The sequence below is a fragment of the Paenibacillus polymyxa M1 genome, from assembly GCF_000237325.1.
Classification (GTDB): Bacteria; Bacillota; Bacilli; order Paenibacillales; family Paenibacillaceae; genus Paenibacillus; species Paenibacillus polymyxa_C.
The window spans coordinates 911093-932500 of sequence record NC_017542.1 but is presented as its reverse complement, the minus strand read 5'-3'; the positions used below and the strand labels follow the sequence as shown (position 1 = coordinate 932500).

At 45.1% G+C, this 21408-nt stretch carries 21 protein-coding genes (1 of these 21 running past the window's edge); 10 read left to right on the top strand and 11 right to left on the bottom strand.

What is annotated here, in order from left to right:
• The 3 genes from PPM_RS04150 to PPM_RS04140 form a co-directional block, all read right to left on the bottom strand.
• Window positions 1-484 carry the 5' portion of an NCS2 family permease gene (locus PPM_RS04150; protein WP_013369458.1) on the bottom strand. Its footprint begins 887 nt before the window's first position, so only the first 484 of its 1371 coding nucleotides appear in the window; its start codon is at window positions 482-484; the stop codon falls past the left edge of the window.
• Between the two features lie 508 nt (window positions 485-992).
• Entirely contained in the window at window positions 993-1463 is a 471-nt protein-coding gene (locus tag PPM_RS04145; protein WP_013369457.1) for a MarR family winged helix-turn-helix transcriptional regulator, read from the bottom strand.
• Window positions 1464-1607: 144 nt separating this feature from the next.
• Window positions 1608-2453 carry a LysR family transcriptional regulator gene (locus PPM_RS04140; protein WP_043886085.1) on the bottom strand — a complete coding sequence of 282 codons (846 nt, stop codon included), beginning with the start codon at window positions 2451-2453 and terminating at the stop codon, window positions 1608-1610.
• Between the two features lie 129 nt (window positions 2454-2582).
• Here PPM_RS04140 and PPM_RS04135 point away from each other — a divergent pair, with 129 nt between their 5' ends.
• Window positions 2583-3713 (top strand): Gfo/Idh/MocA family protein, encoded by a 1131-nt coding sequence (locus PPM_RS04135; protein WP_013369455.1) that lies wholly within the window; start codon window positions 2583-2585, stop codon window positions 3711-3713.
• Between the two features lie 100 nt (window positions 3714-3813).
• Here the strand turns inward: PPM_RS04135 and PPM_RS04130 are convergent, their stop codons facing one another.
• Together PPM_RS04130 and guaA are read right to left on the bottom strand one after the other, a co-directional pair.
• On the bottom strand, window positions 3814-4431 hold the full coding sequence (locus tag PPM_RS04130; protein ID WP_013369454.1) for a peptidase E: 618 nt from the start codon (window positions 4429-4431) through the stop codon (window positions 3814-3816).
• A 474-nt stretch (window positions 4432-4905) separates the two neighbouring features.
• The gene (gene guaA, locus PPM_RS04125) at window positions 4906-6444 is read right to left on the bottom strand and encodes a glutamine-hydrolyzing GMP synthase (RefSeq protein ID WP_013369453.1); all 1539 of its coding nucleotides are present in this window, start codon (window positions 6442-6444) and stop codon (window positions 4906-4908) included.
• 145 nt (window positions 6445-6589) lie between these two features.
• Here guaA and PPM_RS04120 point away from each other — a divergent pair, with 145 nt between their 5' ends.
• The 6 genes from PPM_RS04120 (at window position 6590) to PPM_RS04095 (ending at window position 12785) form a co-directional block, all read left to right on the top strand.
• The gene (locus tag PPM_RS04120) at window positions 6590-7246 is read left to right on the top strand and encodes a DedA family protein (RefSeq protein WP_013369452.1); all 657 of its coding nucleotides are present in this window, start codon (window positions 6590-6592) and stop codon (window positions 7244-7246) included.
• Window positions 7247-7525: 279 nt separating this feature from the next.
• Window positions 7526-9067, top strand: coding sequence for a spore germination protein (locus tag PPM_RS04115; protein ID WP_013369450.1), 1542 nt, complete (start codon window positions 7526-7528; stop codon window positions 9065-9067).
• On the top strand, window positions 9064-10272 hold the full coding sequence (locus PPM_RS04110) for a Ger(x)C family spore germination protein (RefSeq protein WP_013369449.1): 1209 nt from the start codon (window positions 9064-9066) through the stop codon (window positions 10270-10272). Before PPM_RS04115 ends, PPM_RS04110 begins: the two co-directional genes overlap by 4 nt.
• A 5-nt stretch (window positions 10273-10277) precedes the next feature.
• Window positions 10278-11387, top strand: coding sequence for a GerAB/ArcD/ProY family transporter (locus PPM_RS04105; RefSeq protein WP_014599484.1), 1110 nt, complete (start codon window positions 10278-10280; stop codon window positions 11385-11387).
• 30 nt (window positions 11388-11417) lie between these two features.
• Window positions 11418-11654, top strand: a complete 237-nt coding sequence (locus PPM_RS04100) for a hypothetical protein (protein ID WP_013369447.1) — start codon at window positions 11418-11420, stop codon at window positions 11652-11654.
• Window positions 11655-11669: 15 nt separating this feature from the next.
• Window positions 11670-12785 (top strand): GerAB/ArcD/ProY family transporter, encoded by a 1116-nt coding sequence (locus tag PPM_RS04095; protein WP_013369446.1) that lies wholly within the window; start codon window positions 11670-11672, stop codon window positions 12783-12785.
• 64 nt (window positions 12786-12849) lie between these two features.
• On the opposite strand, the gene bcp is transcribed toward PPM_RS04095, so the two are convergent.
• Genes bcp through PPM_RS04075 form a run of 4 tightly spaced genes read right to left on the bottom strand, consistent with a single transcriptional unit; the run spans window position 12850 to window position 15989 of the window.
• Window positions 12850-13326 carry a thioredoxin-dependent thiol peroxidase gene (gene bcp / locus PPM_RS04090; RefSeq protein WP_013369445.1) on the bottom strand — a complete coding sequence of 159 codons (477 nt, stop codon included), beginning with the start codon at window positions 13324-13326 and terminating at the stop codon, window positions 12850-12852.
• A 42-nt stretch (window positions 13327-13368) separates the two neighbouring features.
• On the bottom strand, window positions 13369-14157 hold the full coding sequence (locus PPM_RS04085) for an ABC transporter permease (protein ID WP_013369444.1): 789 nt from the start codon (window positions 14155-14157) through the stop codon (window positions 13369-13371).
• Window positions 14158-14161: 4 nt separating this feature from the next.
• Window positions 14162-14956, bottom strand: coding sequence for an ABC transporter permease (locus tag PPM_RS04080; RefSeq protein ID WP_013369443.1), 795 nt, complete (start codon window positions 14954-14956; stop codon window positions 14162-14164).
• Entirely contained in the window at window positions 14949-15989 is a 1041-nt protein-coding gene (locus PPM_RS04075) for an ABC transporter ATP-binding protein (RefSeq protein ID WP_013369442.1), read from the bottom strand. Before PPM_RS04075 ends, PPM_RS04080 begins: the two co-directional genes overlap by 8 nt.
• A gap of 103 nt (window positions 15990-16092) precedes the next feature.
• On the opposite strand from PPM_RS04075, the gene PPM_RS04070 reads away from it, so the two are divergent.
• From PPM_RS04070 to PPM_RS04060, 3 genes are all read left to right on the top strand, one after another.
• Window positions 16093-17214 carry an LCP family protein gene (locus tag PPM_RS04070; protein WP_013369441.1) on the top strand — a complete coding sequence of 374 codons (1122 nt, stop codon included), beginning with the start codon at window positions 16093-16095 and terminating at the stop codon, window positions 17212-17214.
• An 82-nt stretch (window positions 17215-17296) separates the two neighbouring features.
• On the top strand, window positions 17297-18613 hold the full coding sequence (locus PPM_RS04065) for a glutamate-1-semialdehyde 2,1-aminomutase (protein ID WP_017428424.1): 1317 nt from the start codon (window positions 17297-17299) through the stop codon (window positions 18611-18613).
• 206 nt (window positions 18614-18819) lie between these two features.
• Window positions 18820-19770: a DMT family transporter gene (locus PPM_RS04060; RefSeq protein ID WP_013369439.1), complete on the top strand. Its 951-nt coding sequence runs from the start codon at window positions 18820-18822 to the stop codon at window positions 19768-19770.
• A 104-nt stretch (window positions 19771-19874) separates the two neighbouring features.
• Here PPM_RS04060 and PPM_RS04055 read toward each other — a convergent pair whose 3' ends face one another.
• Together PPM_RS04055 and PPM_RS04050 are read right to left on the bottom strand one after the other, a co-directional pair.
• Entirely contained in the window at window positions 19875-20276 is a 402-nt protein-coding gene (locus tag PPM_RS04055; protein ID WP_013369438.1) for a sensory rhodopsin transducer, read from the bottom strand.
• A 51-nt stretch (window positions 20277-20327) separates the two neighbouring features.
• A complete protein-coding gene (locus tag PPM_RS04050) occupies window positions 20328-21362 on the bottom strand; it encodes a glycoside hydrolase family 88 protein (RefSeq protein ID WP_013369437.1) in 1035 nt (344 codons plus the stop codon).
• Window positions 21363-21408: the final 46 nt, after the last annotated feature.

The following is a 21408-nucleotide window of genomic DNA, read 5'->3' as shown; positions in this document are numbered from 1 at the left end:
GAACAATACTCACCATAACCAGATTACAAAGCTTGAAACCAACAATTGTGATAAACAAGCCAATACCAACTGTAATAGCAGTTTTTAAATTTTCCGGAACTGCAACAAGCAGCATCTGTCTTACCCGGGTAACGGTTAAAATCAGAAAGACGATACCGGATATAAATACAGCGCCAAGTGCCGCTTGCCAAGTAATCATCCCATTAGAACTCAAGACTACAGTCATAAAGTAAGCATTCAAGCCCATCCCTGGCGCCATACCGATTGGCACATTTACAAACAAGCCCATCAGAATGGTAACTAAACCTGCACCTACTGCTGTTGCAAAGAAAACAGCTTCACTAGGCATCCCCGCTCCAGTTGGTCCCAAAAAGGTATTGTTGACCACTAGGATATAAGCCATGGTCATAAAAGTAGTAATCCCCGCAATAATCTCGGTGCGGACGTTTGTGCCATGTTCCTTTAATTTAAAGAAACGCTCCATGAGTCGTAATTCCTCCTACGCAAAGCATACTCGTATTGTTGTCGTTCACTTGCTGTAATATTCGCCTTTATATACGCTATATTACATCCGTTATTTTAGGCTCTCGCCTACGGCTTGTCAACAGAAAAAACGAATGTTACAAATTAAACACATATGTATTGTTCGGAAAACAGATAACCCGCGAGCTATTATACAGCTGGCGGGTTATCATTTAGAATAATCAGATATTTTTGTACTTATCAAAAGCATCAGCTGTATCCGGTATATTTTCCAGATAAACGATCTTCCCTTCTGCATCCAGTCAGGCTTTGTCCACTCCAGTAAGTGTATAAACTTCGCCTGTTGCCTTTTTACCGCACACTGCCCATCTAGTTTGATAGGTATCAGCTTCTTCAGCAGATTAATCGTTCTCTACTTACTTGATCATCTTTTGCTAAATCGTAGCAATAAAAATATTCTTCTAAAATCTTCATCAAGTGGCCTCCAAAATATTTTGTCCTCGCACATTTCACATATTCTTCACATTGCTAGACATACGCTGTAGTGCATCTGTTAAAGCCACAATTTCCTCATCTGCAAACTTATAAAGGAACTTTTCTTGAAAGGCTTGTCTTTGCTCTGTCAAAACTTGCAGCTCTTGAATTCCTAATTCGGTTAAACGTATATAGGTTACACGCTTATCCTGCTCTTTTTTACTTCGTAAAATCAGACCTTCCTCCTCCAGCCTTTTCAGATGCCGGGTCACTGCTGCACCATCCAGAACGAGCAGATGTTGAAGCTCCAGCTGACTTAGTTCCTTACGATGATCAATATGATACAAAATTTCGACCTTGGTGAAGCTGGTTTTTAGCTGTGCTTCAAAAGCGTTATTCATTTCTTTACACAAAAGATGCATTCGATAAAATAGCTGGCTTTTTTCAGAGCAATGTTTGATGACAAACCCTCCTCCTAATACTTGACCCATCAATTGATTCATCAAGCATTATACACCCTCACTAAAAATAAACAAGTCCTGAGACAAGTCTATAGACAAATCCTACAATCCCAAAAAAATGCTCAAGCTAAACGAATAGCCGCATTCTAGAATTTATAGTTAAGGTCATTCGATGTCTTTCCTACTCTATTAGATCGTATTATTGATTTCGATAAATTTATGTTCAATTGCTGTCATTTCGTGATTGGGACGGGATATTAAATATGTATCCATGTAGCCAAAAATTGAAGGAACCGGTAAATAAGACGTTACTTTAAATTGTCGCGCCAGCTTTTTGGACATAAGGGTAATTCCCATTCCCATCAGAGCGAATTCTACCATCGTATCAAATATTCCAACCTCAACAACCTCGCCATGGGTCAATTGCATGTCCTGATACATCTTCTCTAAATGCCTGAGGTACAGGCAGCTATCCGACAATATGATAATAGAAGCTCCTTGCAGTACCTGTTGGAGATCCGAGCCTTCGTGTATACCTTTCCCCACCAGCACAAGCTCTTCACGGCATATTTTTTGATAATGAATATATGGGTTGGTAGGATATCCTGTAACAAAAGCAATATCAAGCTCGCCGTCGAGGATGAATTGCTCCATTTCGGTGGTAGTTCCGGTTTTTAATGTCACCGAAGCCTGCGGGTACATCTCATATACCTTCGTTAGCGCCCTTGTTGTTTCGCCTGCTACAATGGACTGCATTGTGCCGACACGCAATTTTTCCTCCTGGAGTCTCATTTTCATCTCTGTGTCTTGCCATAGCAGTAAAATTTGCTTGTACTGAGCATATAGAATTTCGCCTGCGGGTGTCAGTTCCATACCACGAGGCTTTCGGTAAAATAACGCTGTGCCGTAATAAGCCTCCAGCTTCTTTATTTTAGCTGTCATATTCGATTGCAGATGATTCAGCTTCTGGGCAGCTTCTGTTAGACTTCTAAGTTCCGCCACTGAAACGAATGCCTGCATATTCTGAATATCCACCATTTCATCTCCCATCAAATAAAATGATATCTATATCATTAACAAACATTATTCTTTATGAGTTAAGTGTATTATATTGGGCTTGAGCGGTATTTACTACCCACATTTTAAAATCAGGAGGGATGGCACATGGTACAACAGAAGATTCGTGCAGGTATCGTAGGTGGTTCAATGAATAACAAATGGGCCAGCCAAACTCATATTCCGGCTTTGCTCAAGCACCCGAACCTGGATATTACAGCCATCGGCACTTCCCGTATGGAGAGTGCACGAAAAAGTGCAAAAGGCGTGGGGGCGTCATTAGCTTTTGACGATGCGAAAAAGCTCGCAGCTTCCAAGGAAGTGGACATGGTCGTGGTGAGCGTAAAAGTTCCCCATCATAACGAGGCCGTAATGGCGGCTATTCAAGAGGGGAAGCATATTTTTTGTGAGTGGCCTCTGGGAGCCAACACTGCGGAAGCTGCTGAAATGGCTAAGGCGGCGGAACTGGCGGGCATTCATCATATCGTCGGCTTGCAGGCACGGCAGGATTTTGAGGTTCAAACCATGAAAAAGCTGGTGGAAGACGGGACAATTGGTGAAATTGTATCCTGTCATATGCAAGTAGCTACTTCTGGCAAAGGAGGACGAACAGATCAGGATACGGCATACTTGCTGAATAGAGCCAGTGGTGCCAACCTACTAACCATTAACGGGGGACATTCTTTGGATGCACTGCAATACATCGTTGGTGAATTCCGCGAGCTATCGGCCATCACAGCATCCCGTTATAACGAAGCCATTATTCAGGAAACGGGTGAAATCATTGCCAAGGATACAGCCGATCAAATTCTGATTCACGGGCTGTTGGAAAAAGGAACTCCGGTATCGGTTCACATTCAGGGCGGGGTGAATTCTAAATTTGAGCTAGAGATTCAGGGGAAAAAGGGCAGTTTGCGTTTGAGCCAGAATCCTTCGCTTGGACATGTTCAATTTGGGAATCTGACGCTTGAAAAACTTGTATATGATCAGGGAAGTCATCAAAGTTATATTCCTAATGGCTTTTTTGAACCCATACGCATAGCTGCTGAACCTGATGGCTGCTTAGACTTTCCCAAAGAAGGAGTAACCCTGAATGTAGCCAAGGCCCATCATGTATTTGCCGAGGATATTTTGACGGGCACCCGTCTCGCCCCCGATTTCAACCATGCACTAAAGCTGCATCAGCTACTGGATTGCATTGAGGAATCGGCTGCAACCGGCAAAAAGATTATATGGTAAGGTAGATTTATAAAAAAAGAACCTTCAATATCAAGATAGATGTGGAATTGAAGGTTTTTTATAATATTAATCAGTTGAAATTCTCCTTTATTTAATAAAGTCATGCATTCTCGACTTTTATACTATCACCTTCAACCAAAATAAATTCCGCGTTGCTGATTGGATATAAATTTAGTTGGCTGCCATATTCCTCAATGATGTTCTCCACCGCTTTTTTAAACGGGATGTTCGTATGGTGGGGGACTGGATAGAATTCAATTATTCCGAGCGCAGCAAAAGAATCCAAAGCAGGCGCCTCCTGCACATTGTCCATAAGTCGGACATACTCGATATTCGGTGATAAAATCATCGAACCTGCCGATTCGCCTATATACAACTTCCCTGCATTAACTTCTTCAGCAATGATTTTGTCAGCCCCGCTTCTTCTTAGCTCTTGAAGTAAATAAAATGTGTTGCCTCCGGTAATATAAATATAGTCATTTTCTCTAATTTTACTTTCAATTTCATTCAATGTTGCTGTGCTGATTTCGATTTCATCCACGACTAATCCTAAATCCTCTAATGCTTTTTTCCCTGTATTCACATAAAACTTAACTTTCTCTGGAATACTTGCGGTGGGGATGAAAGTGACTGTTTTTCCTTCCAAGTTTTCATCGGCGAAATGGACTAAGCATGGTGCGACATCCTTAAATGAGGACGACAAAAATAATTTTCTCATGTCTTTATTCTCCTTAGAATAGCGTTTAATGAAATGGGATATGTAACACTCTAATCTAGATAAATTATAAAATATATTAGTATCAAAACATGACACCATTAGAGGATGACATGAAAAAATAAACGTTTAATTCCATACTTGCTTTAAGCTATCTATAGCTTAAAGCAAATAAAATCATATAAAAAAAGGAGACATTACCATTGAATAATATCTCCTTTTTTCAGTCTTCATATTCCGTTTTGTAACAACAAATGAATTTATATCTTCGTAACATGAGTCAATACTATTCGCCTTTAGCTAAAACCCAATTGAGGTTGCCGTGTCCGTGTAGTAAACTTTCCCGAGCATAGGTTCGACCTTGCCCCCGTAAAAAAGACTCCAACCGCATAGCGATAGTTCGCCGATGCGGAGGAGCCTGATGTTGTATTGGTGAATCTCAAAGGGTTCGTGGTTAAGATGCGGGAGTCTCCACGCTTATTCCCACTCGATTGTTGCTGGTGGTTTGGACGTTACGTCGTACACGATACGATTGACGTTGTCCACTTCGTTGACGATACGAACGGAGATTTTCTCCAATACGTCCCAAGGGATACGTGCCCAGTCCGCGGTCATGCCGTCGATCGAGGTTACTGCGCGAATACCTACAGTGTAGGAATACGTACGGGCATCGCCCATAACGCCAACGCTCTTCATATTCGGCAGAGCGGTGAAGTATTGCCAAATTTCCCGATCCAGACCCGCTTTGGCAATCTCCTCGCGCAAAATAAAGTCAGAATCACGTACAATCTTGAGCTTGTCCTCTGTTACTTCGCCCAATACACGGATGGCAAGACCCGGACCTGGGAATGGCTGACGCCATACAATTTCGGCCGGAAGTCCGCATTCTTCGCCGACTTTACGCACTTCATCCTTGAACAAAGCATTCAGTGGCTCGATCAGTTTGAACTTCATGTCTTCTGGTAAACCGCCTACGTTATGATGCGACTTGATGGTTTGCGCCGTTGCTGTTCCGCTCTCTACAATATCTGTGTACAACGTGCCTTGTGCCAGGAAGTCAAAATCATCGAATTTAGCTGATTCTTCTTCAAAGACGTAAATAAACTCGTTACCGATGATTTTACGTTTTTGTTCCGGATCATCCACTCCTGCCAATTTGGACAGGAAACGTTCACGTGCATCAATTTTGACAACTTTCATATCAAATTTACCAACGAACGTCTCCATTACACTTTCGGCTTCACCCTTGCGCAGCAGTCCGTGATCAATGAACATACATGTCAGTTGGTCGCCGATCGCTCTGTGAATAAGCATGGCTACAACGGAAGAATCTACGCCGCCACTTAAAGCGCACAGTACTTTCTTGTCGCCTACTTGCTGACGGATTTCACGGATTTGCTCTTCAATGAACGATTCCATGGTCCAGTTGCCTTCACAGCCGCACACTTCATACAGGAAGTTGCTAATCATCTCGTTACCTTGAACAGAATGACGCACCTCTGGATGGAATTGTACCGCATACAGGTTCCGCTCCAGATTACTCATCGCAGCAATCGGCGCACTCTCTGTTCCCGCATCCAGTGTAAAGCCGGTTGGCAGATCAGTAACGTGATCGCCATGACTCATCCACACGGTTTGACGGGAATCCAGTCCTTTAGTCAACCGAGCGCCCTCATTGAATTGCACGTCTGCTTTTCCATATTCACGCTTGCCCGCACGTTCTACCTTACCGTCCAGTTGATGAGCCATCAGTTGCATGCCATAACAAATACCAAAGATAGGGATGCCAAGATCATAAATTGCCCGATCTACCTGAGGAGCATTGTCTGTATATACGCTGGAAGGTCCGCCTGAGAAAACAATCCCTTTCGGCGCCAGCTCTCTCAGCTTCTCCGCAGGCGTATTGTATGGAAGGAGCTCGCTATATACGCCGAGATCCCGAATTCTTCTTGCAATTAACTGGTTGTATTGTCCTCCAAAATCGAGAACTACAACGATTTCATTAGGCTTATTCATTACCGTGCCTCCCTCAATTGTTCGTTTCATTATACGCAACGATAAAACAACACGTCAAGAAATCAACCATAGTTGAGTGGTCATGAAAAGATTGATAAAATAAATTGATTCTAAATTACTTAATCTGTCCGTAGGAGTGTACACAATGGATGTGCTGAAGTGGATCGCACAATTGTTCGAAGAATATGGATACGGCGTCCTTTTTTTCGGCTTGCTTCTGGAATTTATTGCCTTGCCTTTTCCCGGGGAAACTACGATGGCTTATGCGGGATATCTTTCCTATGCCGGTACCCTGGATTTCAGCAAGTTGGTGCTGCTAGCGTTTTTGGGCACAACCATCGGTATGACCATTACCTACTTTATCGGAAAATGGGCTGGACTCCCCTTTATTCAGAAGTACGGCAAATGGGTTTTGTTATCGCCGGACAAGCTTCAGAAAACACAAAAATGGTTTCAACGTTATGGATACTGGCTTATTTTCCTTGGATATTTCATTCCAGGTGTCCGGCATTTTACCGGCTATTTTGCTGGAATTATAGCTCTTTCTTTTCGTAAATTTGTCTTGTATGCTTACAGCGGTGCTTTATTCTGGGTCGTCCTCTTTCTAAGCATTGGCAAGCTGTTTGGTCCGCAATGGGATGCCATTTTCCATTTGGTTGAGCTGTACGCACTACGAATCGCAGCTGTCGTTGGGTTCCTCATCCTGCTGTATTTTATATATCGGTGGAGAAGCTTTCTGTTTGGATCGCTATACAAATCCAAAAAATCGGTAAAAACCAGCAACAAGGATGACACGGAATAGTCACACTCCTGCCGCCTTATGACTACAGACCCTTGCGTAATATATCGAAATCACGAAAGGTATTACTACATCCCCCGCTCTTCCAGCCGAGCCCACCATTCGCGGCTCCATCATGTTGGGCGCTCCCCTTACTCCAAACATAGACAATCCGATGATACCTTGGCTCTACGTCGTCAGCATACCCAACAATCGACCCTGTAAATACAATGGGGCCAAGCATAAATTCATATTTTCAGAGCATACTAAGCCAACAAACTCCAATATCGGAGGATTTTACGTATGCCGAATCCGAATAAAAGTTGTCCACTTACTCATGTATCCTCAAACTTAAAGGATAATGTAAATCATATCGAGAGCTCCTTTGGAAACAGCGGAGATGTAATCATTAAAGAGCTACTATGGATGCAGAAATGGCCAGCGGCTCTGTTTTATATCGATGGTCTGGTCAACACTCAATTACTTCATGATTCCGTCCTGCGTTCATTAATGCGCGTAAACGAACATCATGTACCGGAGGGCACAGAACCATTCGACTATTTGAAGGATCAAATTTTGATTGCAGGTAACTCGGGTAGTGTGGATGAAATGGATGCCTTATTCAATCAGATGCTATCCGGCGGTATTATCATTTTGCTGGACGGATACGCAAAGGGCATATGGATTGATGCGGTCGGTTGGGAGGATCGCAATGTCAGCGAACCCCAATCCCAAACCGTTGTACGGGGTTCCATGGAGGGTTTTACTGAAAATTTACGTACCAATACAGCTCTAATTCGTAGGCGAATCCGCGATCCGCGACTGTGGATGGAAACAAGACAGATCGGTCAAGTGACTCATACCAATGTAGCCGTGATGTATGTCAAAGGAATTGCTGACGAAGGGGTTATTCAGGAACTGAGAGAACGTTTGGACCGAATTGATATTGACGGAATTTTGGAAGGAGGTTACATCGAGGAGGAAATTCAGGATGAAACCTATACCCTGTTTCCCACCATTTATAACAGCGAGCGTCCGGATTCAGTCGCTGCCAGCCTGCTGGAAGGGCGAATTGCTATTTTGGTGGACGGAACACCATTTGTTCTGCTGATACCTGCATTGTTCGTTCAATTTTTCCAGTCGGCAGAGGATTATTACCAGCGTGCTGACATCAGTACGTTGCTGCGTATGCTGCGCTTCTTTTCTTTTTTTATCGCTATGCTTGCGCCAGCAGTATATATTGCGGTAACTACCTTTCATCAAGAGATGATTCCTACAAACTTATTGGTCAGTCTCGCTGCACAAAGAGAAGGCGTACCGTTTCCGGCTTTTGTCGAGGCGATGCTCATGGAAATAACTTATGAAATTTTGCGTGAAGCAGGAGTTCGAATTCCCAAGACCGTCGGGCAAGCCGTATCCATTGTAGGTACACTGGTCATTGGACAAGCAGCCGTGGATGCAGGAGTGGTCTCGGCGGCTATGGTTATTGTTGTATCAATCACAGCGATCTCCAGCTATGTTATTCCGGAAAACGGTCTTTCCATTGCGGTTCGTATTGTTCGCTTCGCCTTAATGATGCTAGCGGCAGCCTTTGGACTTCTGGGAATATTGATGGGGTTAATCGTACTTTTGTTGCACTTAACCAGTCTGCGATCGTTCGGAGTATCTTATATGAGCCCGTTTGGTCCCTATGTGGAAAGCGATATAAAAGATACGCTGTTTCGCCTACCTTGGCCTCGCATGAAGACACGGCCTCAATCCATCTCTATCCAAAATACAATTCGTCAAAAAACGAAAAAAAGACGGATTGGCAATAAATCGAAAACCAGAAGGGATCAGCCATGAAACAGACCATACATTTGTTCTTCGTCTGGGGACTGATTGCATTACTATTAGGTGGTTGCTGGGATCGTAAAGAATTAAACGAGCTGGGCATCGCTATTGGGATCGGAGTGGATATGGAAGGTGACCAGTATCAGGTGACGGCTCAGGTGGTCATTCCTTCGGCAGTAGCTTCCAAATCTTCACCAAGTGCAGGCTCGCCCGTCGTTACTTATGAGGCTACTGCGCCCACAATTCAAGAGGCTATTCAAAAAATGACGGATACAAGCCCGCGAATCATCTATTTATCTCATATTCGTATGCTGATTTTAGGTGAAGAGTATGCGAGAAGAGGAATTTCTGATGCGATTGAAGCCTTGATGCGAGAGCCTTTTACCAGAAGTGACTTTTATATTGCGATAGCCAAAAATAACAAGGCTTCCACGATGTTAAAGATCCCCACTCCACTGGAAAAGTTACCGGCCAATAAAATGTTTGCTTCATTGGATACGTTAACAAAAACATGGGCTCCTGCCACCAAAGTAACCATGGATCAACTGCTGAGCGACTTGGCTAATCCTGACATCCAGCCCACTCTGCCCGCATTGGAAGCTTTGGGAGATACAGAATCGTCCAATGAAAAAGGTGTGGATGATATCAAAAGCATATCTCCTGGAACCACACTGAGGTTCTCCGGTATCGGTGTCTTAAAAAAAGACCGCTTGCTGGGCTGGATCAATGAACAAGACAGCAAAGGGTTCAATTACATTCGAAATACGGTGGAATCAACTACAGGACACGTCGACTGTCAGGGAGGAGGTAATATCGCCTTATTAACCTTGAACAGCGAAACCCAAAGAAAAGTGATCATTCGCGATGGAGAACCTGTTATCTCCATATCCGTTACCAACGACAGCACAATACGAGAGGTCAACTGCCAGCATATGAAGTTAAGCAGTATGGCTGACATCAAAGAAATTGAAGCTGCAAGCAATGAAAAAATAGTTGAAATTTTGAGGCATTCTGTAGAGACTGTCCGACGTGAGTTTAAGTCAGACATTTTCGGCTTTGGTCAGCTGATCCACCAGTCCAAACCTGAACTTTGGAAACGACTAAAAGAAGAAAAAGAAAATCCATTTATGGACTTACAAATTGAATATAAAGCAAAGACCACGATCAAAAAAATTGGTTCCTTGTTTGAATCGTTCCAAAAAGAAATGAAGGAGTGAGCTTGGTGGAGGAGAAAGGGCGTATCAGCATTACAAATATAGCCATACTCGTATTTTTGAGTATTATCGGAGACTGTGTATTGGTATATCCCTCCCTCATTACTAGCATATCCAAGCAGGATGCCTGGATCAGCTCATTACTAAGCATCCCTGCAGGACTGGCTGTACTACTGCTATTCCTGCGGGTACATCAGCTATATCCTGATCTCACCTTTGTTCAGCTATGCGAGCGAATTTTGGGTCCGTGGCTAGGCGCCCTCATTTCCATATGGTATTTGTTCCATTTAATGATGAATTCAGCGATTTATTTAAGAGAAGTCGGAGATTTTATGAACAGCCAAACCTATGTGATGACGCCTCTTCCCGTGATCAATTTACTTTTAATCCTTGTGCTAATGTGGGGCATGTATATGGGATTGGAACCAATTGCGCGTACGGCTCAAATCTTATTTCCATTTTGCTTGGCTTTTGCTTTGTTTTTAATCCTGTGCTTGCTTCCCCAATGTGACAGTCAGCAGCTTAAGCCCATTATGGAGCAAGGTATTCCTAAAATTATGGAGGGCAGCCTATTTGCGCTCTCCTACCCATTCGGTGAACTAGCCTTTTTACTCATGATTTTTCCCTATGTGAACAAACAACCGGGTCTAAAAAAATCGGTTTTACTTTCCGGACTTGCTGCCAGCATTCTGTTAAGCGTACTACTCCTGGTTTCTCTCCTGGTGCTGGGTCCTTTTGTAACCGAACATAGCGTGTACACCTCTTATATGCTATCTAAAAAGATCAATATAGGAAATTTCTTACAGAGAATTGAATCCATGATGAGTACTGCCTGGATTATCACTACCTTTGTTAAAACCATTTTACACTTCTATGCCTTTACCTTAGGAATGACTCAGCTACTGCGATTAAATAATGTTCGGACCTTTCTTGGTCCTAACTTCATGATCCTGTTTGGTCTGATTATCGTGTCGGCGCCTAATATTACTTATTATCTGGATACGATCGTCCACGCCTGGATTTATTGGGATTTGACGGATTCCATTGTCCTTCCTTCGCTGCTGCTTATCGTATACAAGTTAAGATCGAAAGGCCGCCACAGCCTGGGACCCAGTTGATCCACACCCTTAACGGAAGGAGCCTTCACTGTGCTGATCACTACTGTTATTATCTGTATCGGTCTAGCCATTGCTGCCAAAGATTTGCCAGGCTTGTATCGAAAACATCGCTTTAAAGATATGTTCGTGTACATCATTATGCTCGGAATAGGCACATGGCTTAGTGTCCTTGCCGCCAAGTCAGAGGTTACGCCAAGCCCGTTGGTACTGATTGAAATCATCTACAACCCTGTTAACGCTTTTGTGTCACATATATTTGGTTTTTAGAAAGGAGACAGCCACATGTCAAAAAAAGCACGTATTAGCGTTCGGCAAGTGACTGTCCTGATGTTTATGAGCTTAATCGGGGATATGCTCTTAATCTATCCGACTATGATTACACATATTGCTCATCAGGATGCCTGGATCAGCTCCATACTGTCCATCCCGCTGGGCTTAATCATTATTTACGTGCTTATTCGCGTTCATGAACTCCACCCGAATCTTACACTTATTGAAGCGATTCGCAAAATTATGGGACCCGTGTTAGGAACCGTTGTCTCCTGCTGGTATCTGTTTTATTTTTTAATGAACACCGCTCTTATTGCGAGAGAGGTAGGCGATTTTCTGACTACACAGTTATTAGTACACACCCCTCTGCGTGTTCTACTCGCTATGGGAATATTCTTAATGGTGCTTACTGCGCTAATGGGAATTGAAGCTTTCGGTCGGGTTAGCGAGATGCTATTACCAGCATATATATTAATTTTCTCTGGTCTGATCCTTGCACTCCTGCCACAAGTTCAGCTTTCTAATGTACGGCCTGTTTTGGAAAATGGGCTGGCTCCTGTTGCTAAAGGAATGGTTCCAGGCGTGGCAATGCCTTTTGCCGGAATGTCCATTATGCTTATGGTTTTTCCTTATGTAAACAAGAAAGCCCATTTTAAAAAGGACATGTTGCTCGCTTCCCTTATAGGCGGAATCGTGATTAGTCTGTTTCTGCTGCTCTCTCTTCTTGTGATTGGACCCTTTGTGACTAATTACAGTCCATACATTTCTTCTGTACTCACGACAAAAATTAATGAACTGAATTATATTACACGCGTTGAATCGCTTGTTGCTTTAACCTGGGCACTGGCTGCCTATTTCAAGGGAGTTCTTTTCTTCTACGCCTTCACTTTTGGAACCCCCCAGTTGTTCCGAATTTCTAATAGTCGTCCATTCGTCATACCCGCAGGAGCGATTGTGTTTGGTATGACCATTTTGATAACCCCAAATGTGTTTTATTATGTAAGAACTCTTGTTTATCCGATGGCTGCCTGGCATTATACGAACGGCTTGTTCATTCCGCTTCTTTTATGGGTTGTTTACCTCTGTCGGCGAAAGTGGAAGCAGCGGCAAAACATATCTACACATTAACAAAAAACCTTTTGAAACCGAGCTTAAAAAGCATAGCCCGATTCCAAAAGGTTTTTTTCATAACTTATGCCATGTCCTGAATGTATGCCAGTGCTGCATCAATATGCCCTTTTACTCTTAAACCGCGCCATTCATGAACTAAAATGCCATTCTCATCAATAAGGAACGTAGAGCGAACAATGCCCATGTACTGCTTGCCGTACATCTGTTTTTGCTGCCATACACCATATGTTTCAGCCACCTGATGCTCTTCATCAGATAACAACTGAAAAGGTAGACCGTACTTGGCAATAAACTTGTCATGCTGCTTAAGTGGATCGGGGCTTATGCCCAGAATCACGGTGTTCAAACCTTCAAACTCCGCATGTTTATCCCGAAAATCACAAGCCTGGGTCGAGCAGCTAGAGGTTAAGTCCTTGGGATAAAAATACAACAATACTCTACTGCCGCGATAATCCGACAGCTTGACACTCTTGCCCTCACTACCAGGCAATTCAAAGTCTGGTGCAGCTTGTCCAATAACGGTCAATGTCGTGGACATCTTATCATCTCCTATCTTGTAGGGGTTCTTCTATCATCCACCCTATGAGCCAGCCCCCCGGTAACGCCGAATCCCCCAGTTCCAAGCCAGTAAGCCCAATGTCAGAAAAACAATTCCCATCACAGGAGTTAAGAGCGCCATATGGCGCATGTCCTCTCGTTGAAGGAACAGAGAAGCCGGATATACGCCAACAAAAGCAAATGGCAGTATCCAAGTCAGCACAACCTGAATAGCACGGTTATAGATCGTCACCGGATAACGTCCGTAACCCTGAATATTGTACATGAGCGGAATAATTCCTGTGGGCGCATCCGAAAAGAATGAAAGAGAAGTCAATATGGTGTATATACCCGTATAGATCGCCACGGCACTTAGACTCAAAACGATCAGCGCTGGTACGAACCACCACTCCATAGCCAAATCCATCTGTGCGCCGCTGATCCCCATAATAATCAGGCCGATCACTGAGCCGACCAGCGCGGGCGGGTCCACATTTTCAAGGAAAATCTGGAACAGATTATACGCAGGACGGGTCATTACCCGGTCGAGTTCACCTTTTACAATATAACGCTCGCTAAAGTTCCAAAGGTTAACGAAACAACTGAACAGTCCATAAGGAACCATAAAAAATCCGTAAACGAACACAACTTCGCTTTCACTCCAGCCACCCAAGCTGTTCGTATGCATAAAAATAACTAAAATAAAAATAAGATTCGTGGCCTGAAAGAGCAGATCCGAAATGACTTCTACCCAAAAATCGGCACGATAGGTGAGCCGTGATTTCATGTAATTTTTCAAATATTCGCTAATGAGACCCAAATAGTACATCATCGGCTTACCCTCCCTGCACGAACAGACGTCTGCGCGCCAGCCGCCAAATGATGATCATCGGCACGAGCAGAACGACCAGCCAAATGATTTGGATACCCAGCACATTCCATATGCCAACGCCTTTTACACGTCCCGTAAATACAGAGCCCGGCAAATAAGTAATTGCCTGAAACGGCATCCATTGGGAAACTGTCGCCAGCCAGCCCGGAAACAAACTGATTGGCAAGATCAACCCCGAGAACAGGTCTACGACTACGCGCTTCATGCGCATCATGCCCTCATTATTTTCAATAAAAAAGGCCGTCAATCCTGTAATAATATTAATCTGAGTATTAATCAGAAAGCTGAAAAACAGCATGACCAGAAAACCAATCCAGGCTACCGGGTCACTAGGAAGCTTCACGGGAAACAGCAGCATCGCAATCGCCATGCCCGGAATCATAAACAAGAGGAAGCGAAACATCCCCTCACCGAGTCCCTGCATAAACTTAACAAGTACATAGTTATAAGGTCGGATCATCTGAATAGCAATGCTTCCATCCCGAATGTCCGTCGATATTTCGCGATCCAGATTGTTAAAATAAAAGGCTCTCGCCATCCACGATACGGCTACATAGGTTGTCATCTGAGCAGCAGTAAAGCCTCCAATACTACCCGCATCGCCATATATCGCTTTGTATGTGAAATAATACACGCCAATATTCATGGAATAAATAAGTATGCCTGAATAATAGTTCACACGATAAGCAAGCATGGTGAGAAATCGAATACGAATAAAATCGGTATATACGCTAAGCATGAACTTTGGCCTCCACTATCGGATTGCCCTGGCGTTCTGCCGAGCCAGACTGATAGATACTGCGGACGATATCATCCGTGTTGGTTTCAATGATTTTGATATCCGTAATGTCCGTGCGGCCAACTACGTTAGCCAGCACATCCGATACATTAATATGAAGAGGAATCCACACCTTGGCAGCCAAATCGTTATCCATGGTCCACGTCAGCGGCATATCGGCTGTCCATGCCTGCAATTGCTCAAGCTGTGTCGTCGTACCAAATTGAAACCGTACTTCCCTTCCTGTCCCCCAACGATCCTTGAGATCATCCAGTCCACCATCATAAATGATATTCCCATCATCCAACATAATGACGCGCGAGCACAGCGCTTCAATATCCTGCAAATCATGGGTTGTCAGCAAAATAGTGGTCCCGTGTTCACGGTTCATGTCCTTCAAAAACTCGCGAATTTCGGACTTCACCATAATATCAAGTCCAATGGTCGGCTCGTCTAGAAAAACAATGGACGGATTGTGCAGCAAAGCAGCTACCAACTCACAACGCATCCGTTGTCCAAGGCTAAGCTTGCGTACCGGGCGACTTAGCAGATCCTGCAATTGCAGCCTCTCTACCAGCTCATCCAGCCTACGTTTGAAGTCTGTGGCCGGAACCTGATATACTTTGCGCAGCAGTTGAAAAGACTCGATCACACCGATGTCCCACCAAAGCTGGCTGCGCTGACCGAAAACAACGCCAATGTTACCTACAAATTTCTCGCGATCCTCATAAGGGACATATCCTCCCACCTTGAGATGTCCCGATGTCGGCACGAGAATACCTGTCAACATCTTAATCGTGGTGGACTTTCCGGCACCGTTCTCACCAATATAACCGCATATTTCCCCTTGCGGAATACGGAAGGATATATCTTTGACCGCAGCCACCTCGTTGTATTCGCGGGCGAATAAATCAAGGAAGGCACCTTTTAAGCCCTCGCGGTTTTTTTGAACCTTAAATGTTTTGCGCAGATCCTGCACATCAATTGCTAGCATGCTATACCTCTCAATCAGGATTTGTAAAATCCATAGTTAAATTGATTGTGCTCCAAAAAGAAATTATAATGTAATGAACTGAAAAGCGAAAGGGAGAGCATCCATGACAAGCAGAACCAAAAGGACGATATGGTCGGTTCTAGCCGTGGTAATCGTCGCGATTGTCGGCTTTGCCGTGTACTATTTTACATCCATTTATAATCAGCTGGATAATCTGCATAAAGAGGGTGCTAACTCCCCCTTCAAAAATGTAAAGCAGGTCGATCAGGTTCGTACGCCAGAACCGCCCAAGTGGGAAGGTACCGATATGGTCAACATTTTGCTGATGGGTGTCGATGGCCGTGGCATCCAGAAAGGGGAAGTCCCCCGATCGGACAGCATGATGGTCGTATCACTGGACCCCGTGAAGAAAAAAATCCACTTGTTCTCTATTTTGCGTGATACGTACGTGGATATTCCCGGCTACGGAAAAAATCGAATCAATACTGCCATTACTCATGGCCCCAATACGGCCATGAAGACGGCTGGCGATCTATTGGGCATCCCAGTGCAATATTATGTGTATACGGATTTCCAAGGCTTTATCAAACTGGTGGACGCTGTAGGCGGCATTGATTTTGAAGTGGAAAAGGATATGCATTATACAAGTAATGCGGATAAGCATGAATACGATATTGATTTGAAAAAGGGTATGCAGCATCTGGACGGCAACACGGCGCTTCAATATGTGCGGTTCCGCCATGATGCCATGTCCGACTTCTCCCGTTCCGGACGGCAACGGGCATTTTTGGAGGCCGTAGCCCAGAAAATGCAGACCACGACTTCCATTGCTAATCTGCCAAGCATTTTAGAGCAGGTTAACCCGTACATTGATACAAATCTCAGTGTTAACGATATGTGGAAGCTGGCGAATGTAGGGTACCAAAGCAGCTTTGCAGGCAGCGAACAGGTTCCACCGATGAAGCTGCTTGGAGAAGAAAATGTGGGCGGCGCGGCAGTTCTTACCGTCCGCGATCCCGAAGAACTGAAATCATATGTGCAGGATATATTTAATAATCCTCCCACACAAACACAGGAACAAAATAAGGATCAGAACGAAACGAAACAGCCAGATAGTGCATCGTCTTCCAAGACGGATAAAGCCTCCTTTACAGGGGGCAGTAAAACCAGTAATGAGGATGCTTCCACACAATCAACAACAAAGACAGGACAAAAAGAGCTATAATGATGTATGCAGGGGCAGCCGTGAACGCTGCCCTTTGGCGTGTGTATACCCTATTTTAATGAACGGAAAGGAAGTTTTGATGATGAAACGGGATAACTCCGAAGCACTATATAAAGAAGCCCTGGAGCATATTGTCGGGGGCGTTAACAGCCCTTCACGCTCCTTTAAAGCTGTAGGCGGCGGCGCTCCAGTATTTATGAAACGCGCCCAAGGTGCTCATTTCTGGGACGAGGATGGCAATAAGTATATCGACTATTTGGCGGCCTACGGCCCTATTATTACCGGACATGCTCACCCCCATATTACCAAGGCCATCAGCGAAGCGGCTGCGAATGGCGTATTGTATGGAACCTCGACGGCATTGGAAATCAAACTGGCCAAGATGCTAAAAGAGGCCATTCCTTCTATGGATAAAGTTCGGTTTGTGAATTCCGGCACAGAAGCGGTCATGACGACGATTCGTGTGGCACGGGCCTATACTGGGCGGAACAAGATCATCAAATTTGCCGGTTGCTACCACGGTCACTCGGATCTGGTACTTGTAGCCGCAGGCTCCGGCCCTTCCACACTGGGCATACCTGACAGCGCAGGCATTACAACCAACATTGCGAGCGAGGTCATTACTGTGCCATTCAATGACCTTGACGCGTTGCGTCAAGCTTTAGAGCGCTGGAGCGACGATGTAGCGGCAGTCATGGTAGAGCCGATTGTCGGTAATTTCGGCATGGTGATGCCGCAGCCGGGTTATCTGGAAGGGCTGTGCTCGATGGCGCGGGCGAATGGCTCCCTCGTCATTTATGACGAGGTCATTACCGCCTTCCGTTTCCACTACGGCTCAACCCAAACGTATGCAGGTTTGGACAACCATGATGCGATTCAGCCGGATTTGACCGCACTGGGCAAAATCATGGGCGGCGGTCTGCCGATTGGTGCATACGGCGGCAGCAAGCAGATCATGGAGCAGGTTGCCCCACTCGGCCCAGCCTATCAGGCAGGTACAATGGCGGGCAACCCGGCTTCGATCTCGTCAGGCATCGCCTGCCTTGAAGTTCTTCAAGGGGAAGGCGTGTATGAAGAGATGGAACGTCTGGCTGTGAGACTGACGGACGGTATTCAGTCTTCCGCTGATCGTTACGGCGTGCCATTGACGATCAACCGCATTCGTGGAGCGTTCTCGACGCATTTCTGTGATCATCCGATCACGAATTACGCGCAGGCGCAGGATACGGATAGCGAAGCGTTCGCATCCTTTTTCCGTCACATGCTGGATCGCGGTATTCATCTGGCTCCATCCAAGTTCGAAGCCTGGTTCCTCACAACAGCGCATACGGACGAAGATGTGGATGCCACGCTGGAAGCGGCGGACGATTCGTTCCGTGCGATGTCACAAGGTAAATAAGCAGAGCAGTAAGCGATAAAATATGAATAGGATGAGAGCTGGAAGTAATCTTAGGGACGGGTATCCGACCTCTGGGACTGCGTTCTGGCTCTTTTTCATTTCATAACTGTACCCGTACAGTTGCAGATTTTATGAATTGTGTCTGGTTACTCCATCCGGTTATATTGAGAGAACCACAAGTTGAGATCATGATTACGGAGGTTATTATGCACAGTCGTTCCAAAAATGGGGGCGCCTATCTGGCAGCTCTCAGCTATGCAGCTATACTTGGCTTTTCATTTTTATTTGTAAAATTGACGGTGACAGAGGCAAGCCCGCTGGATGTGATCGCCCACCGCTTTGCGTTGTCATTGATCGCTCTGACCATTCCAGTACTGCTTGGTTGGATCAAAATCAATATCAAGTTGCGTGATATGCTGCGCATTTTACCATTGGCACTGCTTTCACCTTTACTGTTTTTCCCCTTGCAAGCGTTCGGACTGATGAGTACTTCTTCATCGGAGGGTGGAATTATTCAAGCTACCGTTCCAATCTTTACGCTTCTGCTAGCCTCCTATTTTCTTAAAGAGCGCACAACAGTGCTTCAAAAGATATCCTTACTGCTATCTGTCTTTGGTGTCGTTTTTATATTTGTGATGAAGAGCGGAGCACCGTTAGCTTCCAATAGCTTTGGCGGTATTTTTCTGCTCGTGCTCTCTGCTATATGCCTATCTGGCTATAACGTACTGGCTCGTCCATTAACACAAAAGTACAGTCCAATGGAACTGACCTACGTTACCTCCATTTTGGGATGTATCGTTTTTAACTTGGCGGCCTTGGGGTATCATGCCATAGACGGTTCCATGAGCGCTTATACTGCGCCGCTGGTAAAGCCTGATTATTGGATGGCACTGGCTTATCTAGGCATACTATCTACCCTCGTCACCTCGCTGTTGTCCAGCTTTGCCTTGAAGTGGATCGAAGCCTCCAAAATGAGTGTGATCGGTAATTTATCCACCCTTATTTCCATGATAGCGGGTGCTTATATTTTGAAGGAGCAGCTTGCCTACTATCACATTATTGGTGCTGTGGTGATCATTATCGGTGTGGTGGGCACCAATTTCGGAGGAAGAAAAAGCTTCACGCCGATCAAAACAACTTCGGCTAAATCACAATAATGGGCTAAAAGCAGACAGGTGTTAATTTGCCTTCAAAAAAGAAAACTCCAAGCTGGGTCATTCCAGCCTGGAGTTTTCTTGTTTAACTTCATCGTTTTCGTGGACTAGACCGGATACGCCATGACACTCATTAACGCCAGCTCCGGCTGTGTCGTGTCCAGTCTGCTATATTGTACAATGATAGGCACGTCGCTAGTGACCGTAATTGCGTAAGGAATACCTGGCGGAATCCGTTCGCCGGACTTTTCCAGCGAGGCTGTTCGGATATGGCGGGTTCGTCTTCCTTCCACCACCTCAATCATTCCCTCCAACGGCTCACGGTCTTCAAAATAAATGTCTATGCTCAGCTTTGCCGCACGGTTTCCACAGTTCAGCACACATATACTCTCATGACTGAGCAGCTCTCCCCGGCTTTCCGGTGGAATATATCCATCGGGGATGACCCAGAATAAACTTCCTCGCGGCTGGTTAGCCGCCTTTTCCTGAGACTGTTCAGGTTTTCCCATGCCAATGGCCTCCTTTCAGCTATGAATACCTTCACACCTCTAAAGCCTTTTTTACCCGTATGGGTTCTCTTTGGTACGCAGCAGTTGAGCCAGAAAAGCAAGCGTCAATCCCTGGCCCCATCCCTGAATGCGTTTGTAGGGTACGTTGCGATAGCCATCTATATCGTTCATTACAGCAGTTCCAGCGGATACGCCAGTCACTGTGCCATCCTCTTTAATGCGGGAAAGGATGCCGTCGATCGCCTTTTGCGTGTATTTGTTAAACAATCGGCCCTGCATAAGGAAAGCAGTCGCAATCCCTGCCGAGCCGGAGGTTTCCAGATAAGAGGTATCATCATTCAGCACTGTATGCCATAGTCCTTCTGGGGATTGCAGCCGCACTAGTGCATTGAGTTGGTCACGCAGCGAGCCGTCAATGATCATATAGGATGGATGCTGCACCTCCACACATTTCAGCGCCTTGGCCATCGTGAGGGCTGCCCATGAATTGCCGCGCGCCCAGTATATTCCCGACATGCGGCTTTGGTTCGCATGATCCCAGCCGTGATAATACAAATTCGTATCCGGGTCCTGCAAAAATTCTTCATGCCCGTGATATTGCCGGATTCCATCCTCCCAATATGTCTTGTTGCCCAGCAAATGCCCGATCCGCAGCAGATAATAACCGGCCATAAACATCGTATCCACCCATGCTTGCTGCGGAAATACATCATGTAGTGAATTCACGGTGTGCTGGAAAATGCCGTCGGCAAATCGCTCAGCCTTTTTGATCAAAAATTCTGCCATCTCGATGGCGATATCCAGGTATTTTTGCTCATCTGTAGCCTGATGTAGTGTCAACAAACAATGTCCAACAGAAACGCCGTTTACCGACAGAGGCGGAAGTCCATCCTCGATATTCTCGTCAACCCATTCTTTCAGCTTGGTCAAATACTTTTCATTGCCTGTTGCTTCATAGGCTTCGCATACTCCATAAAAGGCTACTCCACCCGGCCAATCCCAGCTATAGTGCATTTGAAACGTGCGTTCCACTACCCGGTCAATCACCTGTTTAATCTGTTCCTCATCAAAACTCAATGCGGGCATTGCTACGTCTCCTCCTTTGGTAAGCTTCACGTTAGTTGCCCTCCTT